Consider the following 18564-nt stretch of genomic DNA (forward strand, 5'->3'; position numbering starts at 1 on the left):
CCCGATACCGAGCTCGCAAGAGCTCGGTATTTTTTATTGGTGGAGAGCTTCGCGCGAATGCTTACAGACAATCTTGACAACCCGGACCTCGATGTCGTGCTTACGACTGCCCTGCAGTTGGCTGAACGTGTAGCACTGGAACCCCTGAAGTTGCTCTCGACCGCCGATCGGCTGAATGCCGCGCTGCGCTTTGCCGATGTTGCTGCTCTTTACCAGCACTGGCTCAAACACTGCCATTCGTCGGTCAACTACATCATTCAGTTCAATCTGGGGGTCACGCTTTCGCAGTTGGAGCAGCTGTCGGCGGCCGAAAGTACCTACCGCGCTGCCATTGCCCAGAGCCCGGAGTTCGCCCAGGCCTGGTTCAATCTTGGTTCAGTGCAGGAGCGTCAGAAAAAACCTCAGGACGCCTTGGCAACCTGGCAGTCGATGCTGGACAAAAAGCTGGTCAATGCACAAGAAACCCGCGAGTTGTACCTGATGGTCTGCAACAACCTGGGGCGCTTGCTGGAAGAGACACGCCAATTGCAACCGGCCGAAGCCATCCTGCGTACCAGCCTGGAAGTCGACCCGGCTCAGCCCAAGGTCATTCAACACTGGGTGCACTTGCGCCAGAAGCAATGCGGCTGGCCGGTGTATGACGCCCCTGAAGGCCTGACTCGAGGAGACCTGCTCAAGGCTTCCTCGCCCTTGGCGTTGCTCGCGGGCAGCGACGACCCTGGCTTGCAATTGGCCGCCGCCGTCCACTTCGTGAAAGAGCGAGTCAATGTGCGGGTTCCGGCATTGGCACCGGCCCAGGGTTATGCACACGAAAAGCTGCGTATTGGCTTCCTGTCTTCGGACTTCTGCCTGCATGCGGTGTCATTGCTCACGGTCGAGCTGTTCGAGCTGATCGACCGCGAGCGCTTTGAAGTCTATGGCTTTTGCTGGAGCCCGGAAGATGGCTCGCCCCTGCGCGAGCGAGTGAAGAGCGCCATGGACCACTTCGTGCGGATCGTCGGTATGGACGATACTGCAGCAGCCCAATGTATTCGCAATCATGAGATCGACATCCTGATCGATCTGCATGGCCTGACATCCGGTGCCCGTCCGAATATCCCGGCGTACCGTCCCGCCCCGGTGCAGATGACCTATCTCGGCTTTCCCGGCTCAACCGGCCTGCCCTGCATTGACTACGTCATCGCTGATCGCTACCTGATCCCCGATAGCGAGAAATCCTATTACAGCGAAACACCGCTGTACCTGCCGCAGATCTACCAGAGCAGTGACCGGCAACGACCGGTAGCGCCGCTGCCGACCCGCGCCCAGTGCGGGCTGCCGGAAAACCGGTTTGTCTTCTGCTCGTTCAACAACAACTACAAGTTCAATGAAGAGGTGTTCGATTGCTGGATGCGTATTCTCCAGCGAGTGCCTGAAAGCGTGCTGTGGTTGCTGGCCGACAACCCTTGGGCGCAGCGCAACCTCTGTGCCAGGGCAGAGCAGCAGGGTGTAGACCCGGCACGTCTGTTGTTCGCACCGCGTGTGGCACCGCCGGAATACCTGGCGCGTTACACCGCTGCGGATCTGTTTCTGGACGCCTACCCGTTCAACGCCGGTACTACGGCCAATGACGCGCTATGGATGGGTCTGCCAGTGCTCACTCGCTCAGGCCGCACCTTCGCCTCGCGCATGGCCGGCAGTCTGTTGACCACGCTTGAGTTGCCGGAGCTCATTACCACCACGCTGGGTGAATATGAGGAGCGCGCCGTTCAACTGGCGACGCAAACGGATCTTTTGGCGGGATTGCGGCAACGTCTCAAGCAGGGGCGAGAGCATTCGCCGCTGTTCGATATGCCGCGCTTCGTCAAGGATTTCGAAAGTGCGATCAGCAGCGTCGCGCTAAAAACTGCGTAGGGCAGGGGGGTTGTTAAAACAACCCCTGAACCTTTTGCAGCTCGCTCCGGGTCATATGCCCGGTGCGGGTGTGCAAGTTGACATAGCTTTGCAGCATTGCCAGTTTGGTATCGAGCAGGTCACGTTTGGCGGAGTACAAGCGTTGCTGCGCGTCGAGAATTTCCACCGTCGAACGTACCCCGGCCTGGTAGCCTTTTTCCGCTGACGCTAGGGCGCTCTGGTTCGAGCGCACGGCGGTCACCAGTGCCTTGCTCTTCTCGTAACCCGCCACCACGCCGAGGTAATTGGTCTCGATATCTTCGGCCAATTGCTGGACTTGAGCGTCGTACCCCGAGCGGGCGCTGTCCAGGGCGGAGCGAGCGCGTTCAGTCGAGGCGCTGACCCCGCCGCCCTGATACAGGGGAATGTCGAGCACCACGCCTAGATAGTAAGTGGATTGGCGCTGGGAAAACTGATTGATGTCGCTCTGGTCGATACGGGCGAGCTGGCCGGTCAGTGCCAAGGTTGGGTAGTGCCCGGACTTTTGCAGCTTGAGATTTGCCTCGGCCAGTTGAATCGAAGCCCGACTGACCCCCAGCGTCGGACCGGCCTCGTCGGCCTTGAGCATCCAGTAGTTGAGATCTTCCTCAGGTGCCAACAAGCCTGTGGCAGGCGCTTGCTCCTGCATCTCGGGAATGTTTTCCACTGCAATACCGGCACGACCCGAGAGCTTGCGCAGTCCCGCCAGGCGCCTGGCTCGCAATTCGATTTCCTGGGCGCGGACCAGGTCCAGACGGGCTTGCGCCTCTTCGAGGTCAGTGATGGTACCTTCACCGGCTTCGAACAGACGTTTGGATTGTTTGGCCAGTGCTTCGATCGAGGCTTTTTGCTGGGTCGTCAGCTTCAGCTCGTTTTCCACTTGAGCTAAATCAAAATAGGCCTGTACCACACGGTCGAAAAGTCCTTGCCCGGCACCGTCGTACTGCACTTCGCCCAACTTGCCGCGAGCTTTGGCCTGTTCGTAGGATGCCCAACGGCCTTTGTCGAACAAAGGCTGGGTGACCGACAAGGTGATGGTATCGGCGGCGAACTGATCGTTTTGGAGGTTGGCCTGGGATTGGTTTTCGAACTGTCCACCATGGCCGTATCGGGAATTGAGGCCAACCTGCGGCAGCAAACCGCTGCGGCCGATCGCCTCTTCCTGGCGAGACGCCTGGTAGTCGTGGTTGGCGACCTGATACGTCGCATCGTTTTGCCGGGAGGCATCGTAGAGATCGACCAGCGACAACTGACCATCGCCGGCCCAGAGCCGGCATGACCAGAATAGAGAGAGTAAGGCTGTACGTCCGCGCATTGTCATTCTTCCTTGAAGGCGCCAGCCAAACGCTCGGTAACGGGTTGAATCAAGTAGTTCGCCAGCGTCCGCTCACCGGTTTTGACAAGCACTTCGGCCTGCATCCCCGGCCTGATATCGAGCCCGGCGTCGCGCAGTTCGATAATGTCATGCGGGCTGACCGCCACTTCGACCAAGAAGTAGGGCGCCCCGGTATGTTCGTCGATCAGCTGGTCAGCCGACACAGTGGTCATTTTACCGGTGATGACGGGGGTGTGGACCCGCTGCAACGAGCCAAAGCGGATATCAACCGGCAGTCCTGGTTTAAGTCGGTCGGCCATCATGGGGGGAAACTGCGCCTTGACCACCCAACTGGAACCTTGCGGGACGATGTCCATCAGCCGTTGGCCCGCCGGTGCAATGCCGCCGACGGTGTGCACAGCCAGCCCCATCACCTGGCCCGCGACCGGGGCGAGGATGGAGGCGTTGTGCACCTCGAAATCGAGCGCCTTTATCTGCTCCGTAAGGCTCGAAGTTTGCGCCGAGACCTGGGTCAGTTGCGACTCGGCTTCGCTGCGGAAAGCCTGGGCCTGTTGCAGTGCCTTGAGCTTGCTTTCGCTGATCGCCTGCCGCGTGCGGCCGATATCGGAAATCGTCGAGGCCAGCTGAGCACCTAGTTGCGCTGCATTGCCCTCTGCTTCGAACAGGCGGTTGCGTGGCAGATAGCCTTCCTTCGCCAGTTCGCGCAGCCCTTTGAGTTCTTGCTGTTGATACTGAAATTGTGCCGCATGGTTGCGCTTGATCTCTTCGTAACCGGCCAGTTGCTCGGTTAGCGAAGCCACTTCGTGCTGGCTGATTTTCATCCGGCTGGCCAGTTCGGCGCGGCGGGTGGCGAATAGATAACCTTGCAACTCCATCGCTGCATGAGCGTGCGGGTCGTCCGCCTTGGCCTGCAGATCCTGGAACCATTCGATACGGTCGCGATCCAGGCGTTCGGCCATCAGCCGCGACTCGACTGCGCGTGCGCTCAACCATTGCCCCAGTGCGACGTCAAGTTGGGACTGCGCCTGGACAATATTGAGTTGCACCACGACCTGACCTTGCTGCACCTGGTCGCCCTCGCGCACCAGGATATGATCGATCGTGCCCCCCAAGCGCGACTGAACGGTCTTTCGCTCGCCGGACACCACCACGGTGCCGCTGCCAACCACGCCTCGATCGAGCGGGGCCAGGCCGGCCCAGAGGAAAAACCCACCCAAGCCCAGGGCCAAAAACCACAAGCCGATTCGGGCAATGCCCGCGGCATCGGCATCGGGCGCCGGCGTATCGGCCAACATGTCATTCTGCATGGCTTCCATCGAGGTCTCAGGCTTCTTGGTTGCTGGATTCGGCGGCTTTCTGCACCGGTGATGGCACGAGGGTATTAAGTACCTGATCCCGAGGACCGTACAGCTGCTGCACACCGTCCCTGAGGAACAAGAGTTTATCGACCACGCTGAGAATGCTCGGCCTGTGGGTCACTAGCACCACGGTGGAACCGGCCGCCTTCAACATCCTGACGGCCTGTACCAGGGCCGCTTCGCCCGCTTCGTCCAGATTGGAATTGGGTTCATCCAGCACCACCAGCGCTGGCTGGCCATAGAGCGCACGGGCCAGGCCAATACGCTGTTTCTGCCCACCGGACAGCCCCAGCCCGCCGACGCCCAGCAATGTGTCATAGCCCTTGGGGAAGTGCAGAATCATCTCGTGAATGCCGGCCAGGCGTGCAGCCTCGATCACCTTGAGCGAGTCAACCTCGCCAAAGCGTGCAATGTTTTCGGCGATGGTGCCGTCGAACAGCTCGATGTCCTGCGGCAGATAGCCCAGATAAGGGCCAAGCGTCTCACGTGACCATTGACTGATTTCTGCATTGTCCAGTCGTACCGAGCCGTGGTTCGCTGGCCAGATGCCGACCATGGCCCGGGCCAGAGAGGACTTGCCCGAAGCACTGGGGCCAATCACCGCCAACACCTCGCCTTTGGTCAATGTAATCGTCACCCCGTTTACTGCCGGCCGTTGCATGCCGGGCGGGGTAACCACCAGTTGATCGATGCTAACCGCACCGGTCGGTGCCGGCAGGGCCATTCGCGGTTGAGGCTTGGGGAACTCAGTGAGCAGGCGATTCAGGCGCTCATAGCTGCTCTTGGTATTGCCCACCTGTTTCCACGAGCCAATGAGCGCCTCCACCGGCGCCATGGCCCGTCCCATCAGCACCGACACTGCAATCATCACCCCGGCCGAGATCTGGTTTTCCATCACCAGCACAGCGCCCAGCCCCAGTGCGAGGGACTGCCAGGTCATTCGCACGAAGCGGGTCATTGCAGAAATCCGTGCACTGCGGCCGCTGGCCTCGGCCTGTGCCGTGATGATGCGCTGTTGCACATTGAACCAGCGGCTACGCAGTGCAGTGAGCATCCCCATCGCCTGGATGACTTCGGCGTTCTGCAGGGTGCTGTTCACATAGTTGGCGGCGGCGACGGACAGTCGGTTGGCTTCACCCATGCTCTTGCGCGTGGCCAGTTCGTTCCAGATGGCAAGAGCGGCGAGGATGATGGAGCCCACTACCGTAAACAGCCCCAGCCAGGGGTGAAAGAGAAACGTGGCGATCAGGTAAATCGGCAGCCAGGGCGCATCGAACAGGGCAATCAGCCCCGGGCCGGTGACAAACTGACGAAGGTTGTTCAGATCACTCAACACCTGTGCCGGGTTGGCGCTGTGTTCCTTCAGGCTGCGCTCGAAGGCCGCACCGAATACCCGCTCGCCGAGCTGGGCGTCGAGGCCCGCGCTCATCTTGATCATCACCTGACCACGGACCCACTCCAGCGCACAGCTGAGCAGATAGAACCCGAGCAGAATCAGGCTCAACATCAGCAAAGTGGTTTCGTTACGGCTGGTCAGGACACGGTCGAAGACCTGCATCATGTAGATCGAGGGGACCAACATCAGCAGGTTGATCACCCCGCTGAACAGTGCGAGCACCCCGAAAAGGCGCTGATAACGCAGCAATGCTGCATCGATATCTCGCTTGGGATCAAGAATGAGTCGCATAAAATCCAAGAGATAGAGTAGCGGTAGGGAAAATGACGGTTGCGCTATTGTTCGGGGAAGGTAAACGCCTTTCGGGCATTATCGGCGGGCGATGGTAGCACTTTGACTTTTACTTTGACTAATGAACCCCGCGCAGCCCCGTTCACATACACTTCATCGGCTTAACCGACCTGATCTTGAGCGTGTTTTTACAGGCCAGACGAGTGGCGCATCGACCCGCTCGAACCTGACGGCGCGGCCCCAGGTTTCCGGACCATTTCTCGCTATTTGCGATTTATTCTGCAAGTGATCCAGGATTGCCTATAGCACATTGCATACGGAAGATTGCATGCACGTGATCGCTGAAAAACGCATCTAGAACAGGTCCATTGAGTTGGATGAGTCCGAAAATCTGTACCCCATCGCTCTATAACCGCTTTGGCGTTTATCCCACATCCTGAGCAAAGCTGGGTGCCCGGCGTCTACAAAGTCGATAATGCGCACATCAACCTTGTTTACATGTTCGCGGTGCAGCCTTCCTGCGTACTGCTGAAGTGTGCCCTTCCAGGAAATCGGCATTGCCAATATCAGGGTATCTAACGGCGGATGATCAAAACCTTCACCTACCAATTTGCCAGTAGCCAACAGCACCCGAGGCGCTTCAGGTGGTAATGCTGCCAGCTCACTCATTAGTGCAACGCGCTGTTTTTTCGAAATCCGTCCATGCAGGGTGAAAAGATTCTGCACGCGCCCGGTCAATCCTGCTTCTATGGCACTCAAGTGCTCGGTCCGCTCCGTCAGCACCAGTACTTTTCGGCCCTGCCTGAATGCCACTTCGACTTCAGAAATGATCTTGGCGGTGCGCTCTGCATCGTCGGAGAGATGCCGAAATACATCCTGAATGCCTGAGTCCGCTGCCATGATGATCGGACTCGGCAATAATCGAGGCATTATCAGCAGGTCATCTGGTGCGCTGTCCGGTCTCGCTGCGGTGTGCCTAATTGGCCCACACTGCATAAAGATGATGGGTTGCTGTCCGTCACGACGGATCGGAGTGGCAGTCAGGCCGAGCACATATTTAGCCCCTGCACTCTTCAGTATCGCTTCGAACGAAAACGCCGAAAGGTGATGACACTCATCGACGATGATTTGTCCGTAGTTTTTTACCTTCTCGCTGACTTCACCCTGCCGCGACATCGACTGCATTACGGCAACGTCGATGATCCCAGTCGGTTTGGCTTTCCCACCGCCTATGGTGCCAACAACACCTTTATCGGCATCAAGAAAAACTTGCAAACGTTCCTGCCACTGCCGTAGTAACTCGGTGCGGTGCACCAGCACTAGAGTATTCACGCCACGCCGAGCAATCAGCGCGGCAGCCGTTACGGTTTTACCAAACGCAGTTGGTGCACACAGTATGCCGGCGTCGTGTTCAAGCATTGCGGCTAGAGCAGCCTCTTGATCCTGGCGTAAAGTGCCAGCAAAACTGACGTCAATAGGTTCACCCCCAAAACGTTCATCCTGCAAGACAGCGGCAATACCGTTATTGCTCAGAAGCTCTAGGGCGGCATCAAGACAACCGCGAGGCAGCGCAATGTGTTTGGGGAAATTTTCCGCACAACCAATGATGCGAGGTTTGTTCCAGACGGGCAGACGCATCGCCTGTGCTTTATAGAACTCTGGGTTCTGAAATGCAGCTAGCCTGATTAGCTTGTTGGCCAGTGGTTGTGGCAATTCCGATTTGTCGAAATAGACCATGTTAGCCAGCGTGATGTTCACAGACTCAGGCAGGGGGCAGGCTAACCTCTGTTGTCTCGGCTCTTGGAGTTTCCATGGCTCCTGCTGATCTTCTTCGGCAACGAAGGTAACGTCCAGTGGATGACGGTTACCGGTAGCACGCAATATTGCTGGTTCAATATCGTACGTAGACATCGGTTGAATGGTGGCCAGAAACGCCCATTGGTCAATGTACGGTTCGAGCGAGTCATCCACAAAGACGCTGTTATCTTGAGCGCGCGCTCTCTTCTGCAAAGGCAGTGCAATCAGATTGCCAAAACCACCTTTAGGCATTCTGTCCTGGTTCGGAAAGAGTCGATCATATGAGTTGAGTTTCAACTGACGGGTACGTGCACAAGTATGGCTGATGATCGCCGTCCCGAGATGACGCGCATCATAAGCAGGGACATTTCTCTCAAAGAAAATCCATGCATGCGCTCCGTTACCAGACCGTGAAATCTCCAATGCCACCGGCACACTCAACTCATGGCATGACTGAACAAAAGCTCGGGCGTCTTCCCGCCACTCCGCCTCGTCAAAATCCACCGCGAGAAAGTAGCAAGTGTCGTCAGGCAGCAAGGGGTATACGCCAATGACGATCTCTCCCGCGAGATGTCGATAAAGCACCTGGTCGGTCAGCGGAATCAGTTGGCGATGAGTGCAATCACCGCATTTAATGCGAGGCTTCTCGCAAATGCCGATTCGCCACTCGTTGGCACAGGCAGGCGAGTATCCAGACTTTCCCCCCTTGCTCTCCCAACGGATCGGATACACATCGCTCCGCCCCTTAAATAATCGTCGAAAAAGCGCAAGTTTTGCTTCGGTACCAAATTGCTGAGCTAGCGACTCATCCGATGAGGGTTGGATTTTGATCGGCTCGGCATCGGTGCGCCAATCTATAGAGTTGGCCTCCAACAACGCAATCAGCCTAGCGATTTCGATTCGTAGGCTTTCCAATGTGTCGCCATTTTTCATATAGCCTCATCAATATCCACAAGCCAATAGCTATGGTCATTTTAGCGGTGATGCTTACATCCGGTGGCGGAGTACCAACCCTCTCCACAGAGCGGAGTGCTCAGCGACAATCCCCTTAGCGAACGGCAGAGAGAATCTACATAACGCCAATTTTTACTAAAAAAAACCCCGGAGTATTTATCCGGGGTTTGATTTAGTCGGGATAACAATCCGCCCTCTTAGAAATCGAGGTTGGACACCGCCAAGGCATTGCTCTCAATAAAGTCACGACGTGGTTCTACCGCGTCGCCCATCAGGGTGTTGAAGATCTGGTCAGCGCCAATGGCATCTTCAATAGTGACCTTGAGCATCCGGCGCACGGCCGGATCCATGGTGGTTTCCCACAGCTGATCCGGGTTCATTTCGCCCAGACCTTTATAGCGCTGGATGGTATGGCGCTTGGTGCTTTCCGCCATCAGCCAGGCAAGGGCTTCTTTGAACTCGGTGACCGGCTTCTTGCGTTCGCCGCGTTGCACGTAAGCGCCTTCTTCCAGCAAGGTACTTATTTGCAAGCCGAGAGCAGTGACAGTTTTGTAGTCGTTACTGCCGAAGAAGTCGCGGTTGAAGGTCACGTAGTTGGACAGACCGTGAGAGATCAGTTCGACCTCTGGCAGCCAGACGTTACGTTCGCGATCTTCACGCAGACTGGCTTTATAGACCAGACCGGATTTCTCGTTCAAACGCAGGCGGACATCAAACAGTGCCAGCCAGGCTTGCATGCCGGCGTGGTCGGACAGTTGTTCAAGAGTAACCGGCGGCAGGTAAACGAAGTGCTCGGTCAGTTCCTGAGGATACAAACGCGACAAGCGCTTGAGTGTCTTCATGACCATGCGGAAATCGTTGACCAGACGCTCCAGCGCCTCACCGGAAATGCCCGGGGCCGACTCATTGAGGTGCAAGCTGGCGTCTTCCAGAGCCGACTGCGTCATGTACTCTTCCATGGCGTCGTCGTCTTTGATGTATTGCTCTTGCTTGCCTTTCTTCACTTTGTATAACGGCGGCTGAGCGATGTAGATGTAACCACGCTCGATCAGCTCAGGCAGTTGGCGAAAGAAGAAAGTCAGCAATAGGGTACGGATGTGCGAACCGTCGACGTCAGCATCGGTCATGATGATGATGTTGTGGTAGCGCAGCTTGGCAATGTTGTACTCGTCACGGCCAATACCGCAGCCCAGCGCAGTGATCAAGGTGCCCACCTCTTGCGAAGAGATCATCTTGTCGAAGCGCGCTTTCTCTACGTTAAGGATCTTGCCTTTGAGTGGCAGAATCGCCTGAGTCTTACGGTTGCGTCCCTGCTTGGCGGAGCCGCCAGCAGAGTCACCTTCCACCAGATACAGTTCGGAAAGGGCAGGGTCTTTTTCCTGGCAGTCCGCGAGCTTGCCCGGTAGACCAGCGATATCCAGCGCACCTTTACGACGAGTCATCTCACGAGCTTTACGAGCCGCTTCACGGGCGCGTGCTGCATCGATCATCTTGCCGACAACTGCTTTTGCTTCGTTCGGATTTTCCAGCAGGAAGTCGGAGAAGAATTTACCCATCTCCTGCTCGACTGCGGTTTTCACTTCGGACGAAACCAACTTGTCTTTGGTCTGCGAGCTGAATTTTGGATCTGGCACTTTGACCGAAATGATCGCGGTCAAACCTTCACGCGCATCGTCACCGGTGGTGGCGACTTTATGCTTCTTGGCCAGACCTTCCTGCTCGATGTAGGTGTTCAAGTTCCGCGTCAGTGCAGAGCGGAAACCGACCAGGTGAGTACCGCCATCGCGTTGAGGAATGTTGTTGGTGAAGCACAACAGGTTCTCGTTGAAGCTGTCGTTCCATTGCAACGCGATCTCGACGCCAATGCCATCTTCGCGCTGGATGTTGAAGTGGAACACCTGGTTCACCGGAGTCTTGTTGGTGTTCAGGTATTCAACGAACGCGCGCAATCCACCTTCATATTTGAACAGCTCTTCCTTGCCGCTGCGTTCGTCTTTGAGAACGATACCTACACCGGAGTTGAGAAACGAGAGTTCACGAATACGCTTGGCCAGGATGTCCCAGCTGAAATGAATATTCTTGAAGGTTTGGTCGGATGGCTTGAAGTGAATTTCGGTACCGGTGGAATCACTTTCGCCAACGATGCGCATGGGTTCCTGTGGAACACCATGGACATAGGTCTGTTCCCAAACTTTGCCGCTGCGACGCACGGTCAGCAGCAACAATTCAGAAAGCGCGTTAACCACGGAAACGCCTACGCCGTGAAGACCGCCAGATACCTTGTAAGAGTTGTCATCGAATTTACCGCCTGCGTGCAGCACGGTCATGATGACTTCCGCTGCCGAAACGCCTTCTTCTTTGTGTACGTCTACCGGAATACCGCGACCGTTGTCGCGGACGGTGATCGATTCATCCGTATGGATGACGATGCTGATTTCGTCGCAATGGCCGGCCAAAGCTTCGTCGATCGAGTTATCGACCACCTCGAACACCATGTGGTGTAGACCGCTGCCATCGTCGGTGTCACCGATATACATACCGGGACGCTTGCGTACGGCATCTAGCCCTTTCAGCACTTTAATGCTGGAGGAGTCGTACGTTTGATTTTCGCTCATGCCTTCACTCCCGATGGTCGTGGGTCTGGGTGATACGGCCTTGTTCCACGTGGAACAAGGCAACTGGCGTTTCCGTCTGCCAGCCTTCCCTCAATAATTCATGATCTACACAGGTGATAAACACCTGGCAGCGTAAGTCTTCCAACAAGCGACAGAGCGCACGGCGGTGATGCTCGTCCAGTTCAGACGGCAAATCGTCCACCAGATAAATACATTGGCCGCGCCGAACCTGGCTGACCAAATGTCCTTGAGCAATGCGCAGGGCACAGACCACTAACTTCTGCTGGCCACGAGATAAAATTTCTGCGGCATTATGAGCGCCCAACCTGAGACGCAAATCAGCACGTTGCGGTCCAGCCTGCGTGTGACCCATTTGTTGATCGCGGTGCAGGGAAGAGGCGAGTACTGCACTCAACTCTTTATCCTTGTCCCAACCGCGGTAATAACTCAGGGTCAAACCTTCGAGCTCAACCAGCTCGCTTAAGGTCTTTTCAAAAACCGGTTTAAGCGCCTTGATGTAAGTTCGACGATATTCATCGATTTCAGCGCTGGCCAGGCATAACTCCCGGTCCCAGGCCGCTTGTGAAGCGACGTCAAGTGTACCATGCCGCAGCCACGAGTTCCGCTGCCTCAGGGCCTTCTGCAAGCGCTGCCAGGTCGACATAAAACGAGGTTCCACGTGGAACACTCCCCAGTCGAGGAACTGACGACGAATTTTCGGAGCACCCTCAAGCAGACGAAAGCTGTCCGGGTTGATTAGCTGCAAAGGCAATGCTTCGGCCAACTGCGCAGCACTTCGAGCATTCTGGCCGTCGATGCGAATCTGAAACTCTCCCTGGCGGTCCCGGGAAACACCCAGACTGCTGTGCCCACCTTCGGCTAATTCAACCTGACCAAAAACCGTACACGCCGGTTGCTCGTATTGAATGACTGGCAGTAAGCGTACGCTTCGGAATGAGCGGGCAAGGCCAAGCAAATGGATGGCTTCCAGAACACTGGTTTTGCCACTGCCATTTGCGCCATGGAGAATATTTATGCGGGGAGAAGGAGAGAAGGTCACCGGGTGCAGATTGCGCACCCCGGTGACCGAGACGCGGCTGAGAGACATCTAGGTTCTGCTGGACATTGACTGTTACAGGCGCATCGGCATAACGACGTAAGCGGAATCATCGTTATCCGATTCCTGCACCAGTGCGCTGCTATTGGAGTCAGACAGGATCAGACGCACCTGTTCAGTGGTCATCACGCCCAACACGTCGAGCAGATAGCTTACGTTGAAACCAATCTCCAGCGAGTCGCCGTTGTAATCCACACCGACTTCTTCCTCAGCCTCTTCCTGTTCAGGGTTGTTCGCCTGAATTTTCAACTGACCATTGGCCAGCTGCAAGCGTATACCGCGATACTTTTCATTGGACAGAATAGCCGTGCGGCTGAACGCTTCACGCAGTGCCTGACGATCACCCAACACCAACTTGTCACCACCTTTTGGCAGGACACGTTCGTAATCAGGGAACTTGCCGTCGACCAGTTTCGAGGTGAAGGTGAATTCACCGGTGGTTGCACGGATGTGATGCTGGCCCAGAACGATGCTGACAATACCGTCCTGCTCGGTCAGCAGACGCGCCAATTCAAGGATGCCCTTACGTGGCACGATCACTTGATGGCGATCAGCTTGTTCAATCTCGGCCGTCATCGAACACATCGCCAGACGGTGGCCATCGGTGGCAACAGCGCGCAACACGCCAGCATGCACTTCAAGCAGCATGCCGTTGAGGTAATAACGAACGTCTTGCTGGGCCATAGCGAAGCTGGTGCGTTCGATCAATCGACGCAGCTTGCTCTGTACCAGATTGAATGTCAGCGAGCCTGGACCTTCTTCCACAGTCGGGAAGTCGTTGGCAGGCAATGTGGACAAGGTAAACCGGCTACGCCCAGCCTTCACCACCAGCTTCTGCTCGTCGACTTTGATATCGATCAAAGCGTCGTTGGGCAGGCTTTTGCAGATATCCATCAGCTTGCGCGCAGGAACGGTGATTTCCCCCGGCTCGGCTGGCTCCTCCAACTGAACACGGCCAACCAGCTCGACTTCAAGGTCGGTACCTGTCAGAGACAGCTGCTGGCCTTCGACGACCAGTAGCACGTTGGAAAGCACCGGCAAGGTCTGGCGGCGTTCAACAACGCCGGCGACCAGTTGCAGAGGTTTCAACAAGGCTTCGCGTTGAATGGTGAAATGCATGGTCTAGTCCCTTGCCTTAATAAGCTGCGCTGGTGTCATCAGGTAGTCAGTGTCCGCAGCAGGTTCTTGTAGTCCTCGCGAATATCCGCGTCGGATTCCTTAAGTTCGTTGATCTTGCGGCATGCATGCAAAACGGTCGTGTGGTCACGTCCACCGAACACATCACCAATCTCAGGCAAGCTGTGGTTGGTCAATTCTTTGGACAGCGCCATCGCGACTTGTCGCGGACGTGCCACCGAACGTGAACGGCGTTTGGACAACAGGTCCGAAATCTTGATCTTGTAGTACTCAGCAACGGTGCGCTGAATGTTATCCACACTGACCAACTTGTCCTGCAACGCCAACAAATCTTTCAGCGATTCACGAATCAACTCGATCGTAATGTCGCGCCCCATGAAGTGCGAGTGAGCAATCACCCGCTTCAGGGCGCCTTCGAGTTCACGAACGTTGGAGCGAATACGTTGAGCGATGAAGAAAGCCGCATCATGGGGCAGATCAACTTTCGCCTGATCAGCTTTTTTCATCAAGATCGCAACGCGGGTTTCCAATTCCGGCGGCTCGACAGCCACCGTCAATCCCCAGCCAAAACGCGATTTCAGCCGCTCTTCCAGGCCCTCGATCTCTTTCGGGTAACGGTCGCTGGTCAAGATAACTTGCTGACCGCCTTCAAGCAGCGCGTTGAACGTATGGAAGAACTCTTCCTGAGAACGTTCTTTGCGCGCGAAGAACTGAATGTCATCGATCAGCAACGCATCGACCGAACGGTAGAAGCGTTTGAACTCGTTGATGGCATTGAGTTGCAACGCCTTGACCATATCAGCCACGAAGCGCTCCGAATGCAGGTAAACGACCTTGGCATTCGGGTTCTTCTTTAATAGATGGTTACCCACAGCGTGCATCAAGTGGGTCTTACCCAAACCAACACCGCCATAAAGGAACAGGGGGTTGTAGCCATGCTTGGGATTGTCCGCGACCTGCCAGGCCGCTGCGCGTGCCAGTTGGTTGGACTTACCCTCGACAAAATTCTCAAAGGTGAAGGTCCGATTCAGATAACTGGTGTGCTTGAGCGCACCTTCAACCTGAACAGTACGTTGCTCAGCACGCGCTGGTGCTTGCTGCGAGCTGGCGCCAGCCATCGGATCGAAGCTGGCACGAGAAGGCTCAGCGCTGACCGCAATCGTTTGGCTCAGCGCTGGCGAAGAGACAGCCTGCTGCTGAATAGGTAACGCGGCAACCTGATTGGCGGCGATTGCCTGCGATGCAGCAGCGGCCAGCGGTGCGTTCGGCGCTGCCCGCGGCGCAGAACTGCGTTTGCTACCTATTAATAAGGAAAGCGCAGGCGCGAGACCCTGCCCGTGCTCGCCGAGGAGCTCCAGCAAACGCCCCAGGTATTTTTCATTGACCCAATCGAGAACAAAGCGGTTCGGTGCATAGACACGCAACTCGTCGCCTTCGGCTTCGACCTGTAGCGGACGGATCCAAGTGTTGAATTGCTGGGCAGGCAGCTCATCGCGCAAAAGCTCCACGCACTGCTGCCAAAGTTCCACTGACACGGATATCCCCTAAGTTGAAAGCCGGTGAGGCAAAAACAGCCGCCATTGTAACGATCAGCGACAGACTTATCCACATGTAGGTTGCTCAGAGGTCACGAAGAATCAAGGCTTTATGCAGAAATTACGCGACCAATGGCATGTGGATAAGCTCTGTGGATAAACGTGCTTCAGCTCATTGCATAAGTCGGGGCCAAACTCTGTGGATAACCGCCCTGTGGATAAGAGGCCATTCCATGCACAGCTTATCCGACAGCGCAGCACAGGCAGAGCACCGTTTCTCAACCGTGTTGTCATCCTCTGTACAGCTTGAATTCAAAGGGCTAGAGGTACTTATCCACAGAATATGGCTTCCCTAGCTTTTATAAGCTTTATAAAAAAGCTTTAAATACTTTCCTTCTTTATTTCTATATTTGATCATCAGGTCCGCTCGTCTTTTCCAGCAAAAAGGTTCGTTCAGGAGAAGGACGCTCAAAAGGGCGTTTGAGAAGTAAATGAAGGAAACGCTGGTTGGAAATTGACCTAGAGGCTTGCTTTCTCTAGAATCCCCGGTCTCTTAAAACGGGGGCCATTCCGGCCCGTTGTGGACGAACCAGGTAACACGCCATGAAACGTACTTTCCAACCCAGCACTATCAAGCGCGCCCGCACCCACGGTTTCCGTGCTCGTATGGCAACCAAAAACGGCCGTGCAGTCCTGTCGCGTCGTCGCGCCAAAGGCCGTAAGCGTCTGGCAGTTTGATAAATCGGCACAGGTGGTGAGTCGAGACTTCAGTCGGGAAAAGCGGTTGCTGACACCCCGACATTTCAAGGCAGTCTTTGACTCCCCTACCGGTAAGGTTCCGGGGAAAAATCTCCTGCTCCTTGCGCGTAACAACGACCTGGATCACCCCCGTTTGGGGTTAGTGATCGGTAAAAAGAGCGTCAAGCTCTCCGTTGAGCGCAATCGTTTGAAACGCCTAATGCGCGAATCATTTCGCCAGCACCAGGATGATCTGATCGGCTGGGATATCGTAATTGTCGCGCGCAAAGGTTTGGGTGAGATAGAAAACCCCGAATTGATTCAGCATTTTGGCAAACTCTGGAAACGTCTGGCACGTAGCCGACCGGCTCCAGAAGTCAAAGCCGAAACTGTAGGGGTAGACAGTCCAGATGCGTAAACTGGCCCTCGTTCCGATCCAGTTCTATCGCTATGCCATTAGCCCGCTAATGGCCAGTCACTGTCGTTTCTACCCCAGTTGTTCCTGCTACGCGTATGAAGCCATCGAAAATCATGGCCTTCTACGCGGTGGCTGGCTGGCCTTTCGTCGTTTAGGTCGCTGTCATCCGTGGAATGCCGGTGGTTATGACCCGGTTCCACCTGTCCCCACCTCCCGTTCCTCTTCGATGGCCGAGTAATCATGGATATTAAACGCACGATCCTGATCGTCGCCCTGGCAATCGTGACTTATGTCGGGGTTCTGAAATGGAACCAAGACTACGGCCAGGCTGCCCTGCCGACTCAGAATGTTGCTGCTAGCACAACCGCCCCGGCTATTCCGGACACGGCGCTGGGTTCAAATGCTTCTGCAAGTGCCGATGTTCCGAGCGCCAACGGTGAAACCGCAGCATCAACCGAAAAACCGGTTGCTGTCAGTAAAGATCTCATCCAGGTAAAAACGGATGTGCTCAATCTGGAGATCGACCCGGTTGGTGGTGACATTGCACAGCTACGGTTGCCCCTCTATCCACGTCGTCAGGACCACCCAGAGATTCCGTTCCAGCTGTTCGATAACGGCGGCGAACGTACTTATCTGGCACAAAGTGGGCTAACAGGCGCCAATGGCCCGGACGCTCGTGCGTCAGGTCGTCCTGTTTACACCAGTGCGCAAAAGAATTATCAACTGGCCGACGGCCAGAATGATCTGATCGTCGATCTGAAGTTCACCGACGGTGGCGTCAACTACATCAAGCGCTTTACCTTCAAGCGCGGCCTGTATGACCTGGGTGTCACCTACCTGATCGACAATCAGAGCGGTCAGCCATGGGCCGGTAACCTGTTCGCACAGCTAAAACGTGATGCGAGTGCGGATCCGTCTTCCAGCACTGCGACCGGCACCGCCACTTATTTGGGCGCTGCGCTGGGGACTCCAGCCGAACCGTACAAAAAAATATCGATGAAAGACATCGATAAGGCTTCGCTGAAAGAAAACGTTCAAGGCGGCTGGGTCGCCTGGTTGCAGCACTATTTTGTAACAGCGTGGATTCCGAACAAGTCCGACAGCAATGTCATGACGACTCGTAAAGACAGCCAAGGCAATTACATCATCGGTTTCACCGGCCCTGCGCTAACTGTCGCAGCTGGCGGAAAAGCTGAAGCCAGTGCAACCCTGTATGCCGGCCCTAAAAGCCAGGCCGTGCTGAAAGAGTTATCCCCAGGTCTTGAGCTGACTGTCGATTACGGCATTCTGTGGTTCATCGCCCAACCGATCTTCTGGCTGCTACAACATATCCACAGCCTGGTCGGTAACTGGGGCTTCTCGATCATCTTCCTGACCATGCTGATCAAAGGGCTTTTCTTCCCTCTGTCGGCGGCCAGCTACAAATCCATGGCTCGTATGCGCGCCGTTGCTCCGAAACTGGCAGCGTTGAAAGAGCAGCATGGCGATGACCGGCAGAAAATGTCGCAGTCGATGATGGAGCTGTACAAGAAAGAGAAGATCAACCCATTGGGTGGATGCTTGCCGATCGTTGTGCAGATGCCGGTTTTCCTTTCGCTGTACTGGGTTCTCCTGGAAAGCGTGGAAATGCGTCAGGCTCCGTTTATGCTCTGGATCACTGACCTTTCGATCAAGGATCCGTTTTTCATCCTGCCGATCATCATGGGCGCGACCATGTTCATCCAGCAACGGTTGAACCCGACTCCGCCGGACCCGATGCAAGCCAAGGTGATGAAGCTGATGCCTATCATCTTCACCTTCTTCTTCCTCTGGTTCCCTGCTGGTCTGGTGCTGTACTGGGTGGTCAACAACTGCCTGTCCATCTCGCAGCAGTGGTACATCACTCGTAAGATCGAAGCGGCTACCAAGAAAGCAACTGCTTGATCTAATCTGTGTATAAGTAATGCAAAACGCCCCCTCGT

General features: G+C 55.7%; 13 protein-coding genes. 5 read left to right on the top strand and 8 right to left on the bottom strand.

Going from position 1 to position 18564, the window contains the following annotated elements:
- The first annotated feature begins 57 nt into the window (after window positions 1–57).
- Window positions 58–1893 carry an O-linked N-acetylglucosamine transferase, SPINDLY family protein gene (locus AC1MEE_RS25545; protein WP_480412275.1) on the top strand — a complete coding sequence of 612 codons (1836 nt, stop codon included), beginning with the start codon at window positions 58–60 and terminating at the stop codon, window positions 1891–1893.
- A gap of 13 nt (window positions 1894–1906) precedes the next feature.
- On the opposite strand, the gene AC1MEE_RS25550 is transcribed toward AC1MEE_RS25545, so the two are convergent.
- From AC1MEE_RS25550 to dnaA, 8 genes are all read right to left on the bottom strand, one after another.
- Entirely contained in the window at window positions 1907–3226 is a 1320-nt protein-coding gene (locus AC1MEE_RS25550) for a TolC family outer membrane protein (RefSeq protein WP_480412276.1), read from the bottom strand.
- Window positions 3227–3228: 2 nt separating this feature from the next.
- On the bottom strand, window positions 3229–4563 hold the full coding sequence (locus AC1MEE_RS25555; RefSeq protein ID WP_480412277.1) for an HlyD family type I secretion periplasmic adaptor subunit: 1335 nt from the start codon (window positions 4561–4563) through the stop codon (window positions 3229–3231).
- Window positions 4564–4570: 7 nt separating this feature from the next.
- A complete protein-coding gene (locus tag AC1MEE_RS25560) occupies window positions 4571–6292 on the bottom strand; it encodes a type I secretion system permease/ATPase (RefSeq protein WP_480412278.1) in 1722 nt (573 codons plus the stop codon).
- A gap of 354 nt (window positions 6293–6646) precedes the next feature.
- Window positions 6647–9022 (bottom strand): TOTE conflict system archaeo-eukaryotic primase domain-containing protein, encoded by a 2376-nt coding sequence (locus AC1MEE_RS25565; RefSeq protein ID WP_480412279.1) that lies wholly within the window; start codon window positions 9020–9022, stop codon window positions 6647–6649.
- A gap of 218 nt (window positions 9023–9240) precedes the next feature.
- Complete coding sequence (gene gyrB, locus AC1MEE_RS25570) at window positions 9241–11658, bottom strand: DNA topoisomerase (ATP-hydrolyzing) subunit B (protein ID WP_480412280.1); 2418 nt, start codon at window positions 11656–11658, stop codon at window positions 9241–9243.
- Window positions 11659–11662: 4 nt separating this feature from the next.
- Entirely contained in the window at window positions 11663–12766 is a 1104-nt protein-coding gene (gene recF / locus AC1MEE_RS25575) for a DNA replication/repair protein RecF (RefSeq protein ID WP_480412281.1), read from the bottom strand.
- Between the two features lie 24 nt (window positions 12767–12790).
- The gene (gene dnaN / locus AC1MEE_RS25580) at window positions 12791–13894 is read right to left on the bottom strand and encodes a DNA polymerase III subunit beta (protein WP_480412282.1); all 1104 of its coding nucleotides are present in this window, start codon (window positions 13892–13894) and stop codon (window positions 12791–12793) included.
- Window positions 13895–13932: 38 nt separating this feature from the next.
- The gene (gene dnaA, locus AC1MEE_RS25585) at window positions 13933–15447 is read right to left on the bottom strand and encodes a chromosomal replication initiator protein DnaA (protein WP_480412283.1); all 1515 of its coding nucleotides are present in this window, start codon (window positions 15445–15447) and stop codon (window positions 13933–13935) included.
- Window positions 15448–16050: 603 nt separating this feature from the next.
- Between dnaA and rpmH the strand changes: the two genes are divergently transcribed.
- Genes rpmH through yidC form a run of 4 tightly spaced genes read left to right on the top strand, consistent with a single transcriptional unit; the run spans window position 16051 to window position 18526 of the window.
- On the top strand, window positions 16051–16185 hold the full coding sequence (gene rpmH, locus AC1MEE_RS25590; RefSeq protein WP_002551315.1) for a 50S ribosomal protein L34: 135 nt from the start codon (window positions 16051–16053) through the stop codon (window positions 16183–16185).
- Window positions 16186–16198: 13 nt separating this feature from the next.
- On the top strand, window positions 16199–16603 hold the full coding sequence (gene rnpA / locus AC1MEE_RS25595) for a ribonuclease P protein component (protein ID WP_480412284.1): 405 nt from the start codon (window positions 16199–16201) through the stop codon (window positions 16601–16603).
- The gene (yidD, locus tag AC1MEE_RS25600; protein WP_480412285.1) at window positions 16596–16841 is read left to right on the top strand and encodes a membrane protein insertion efficiency factor YidD; all 246 of its coding nucleotides are present in this window, start codon (window positions 16596–16598) and stop codon (window positions 16839–16841) included. The genes rnpA and yidD overlap by 8 nt, the downstream gene beginning before the upstream one ends.
- 2 nt (window positions 16842–16843) lie before the next feature.
- Window positions 16844–18526 (top strand): membrane protein insertase YidC, encoded by a 1683-nt coding sequence (yidC, locus tag AC1MEE_RS25605; RefSeq protein ID WP_480412286.1) that lies wholly within the window; start codon window positions 16844–16846, stop codon window positions 18524–18526.
- The last annotated feature ends 38 nt before the right edge of the window (window positions 18527–18564 follow it).

The organism is Pseudomonas sp. ASL3 (assembly GCF_056680425.1).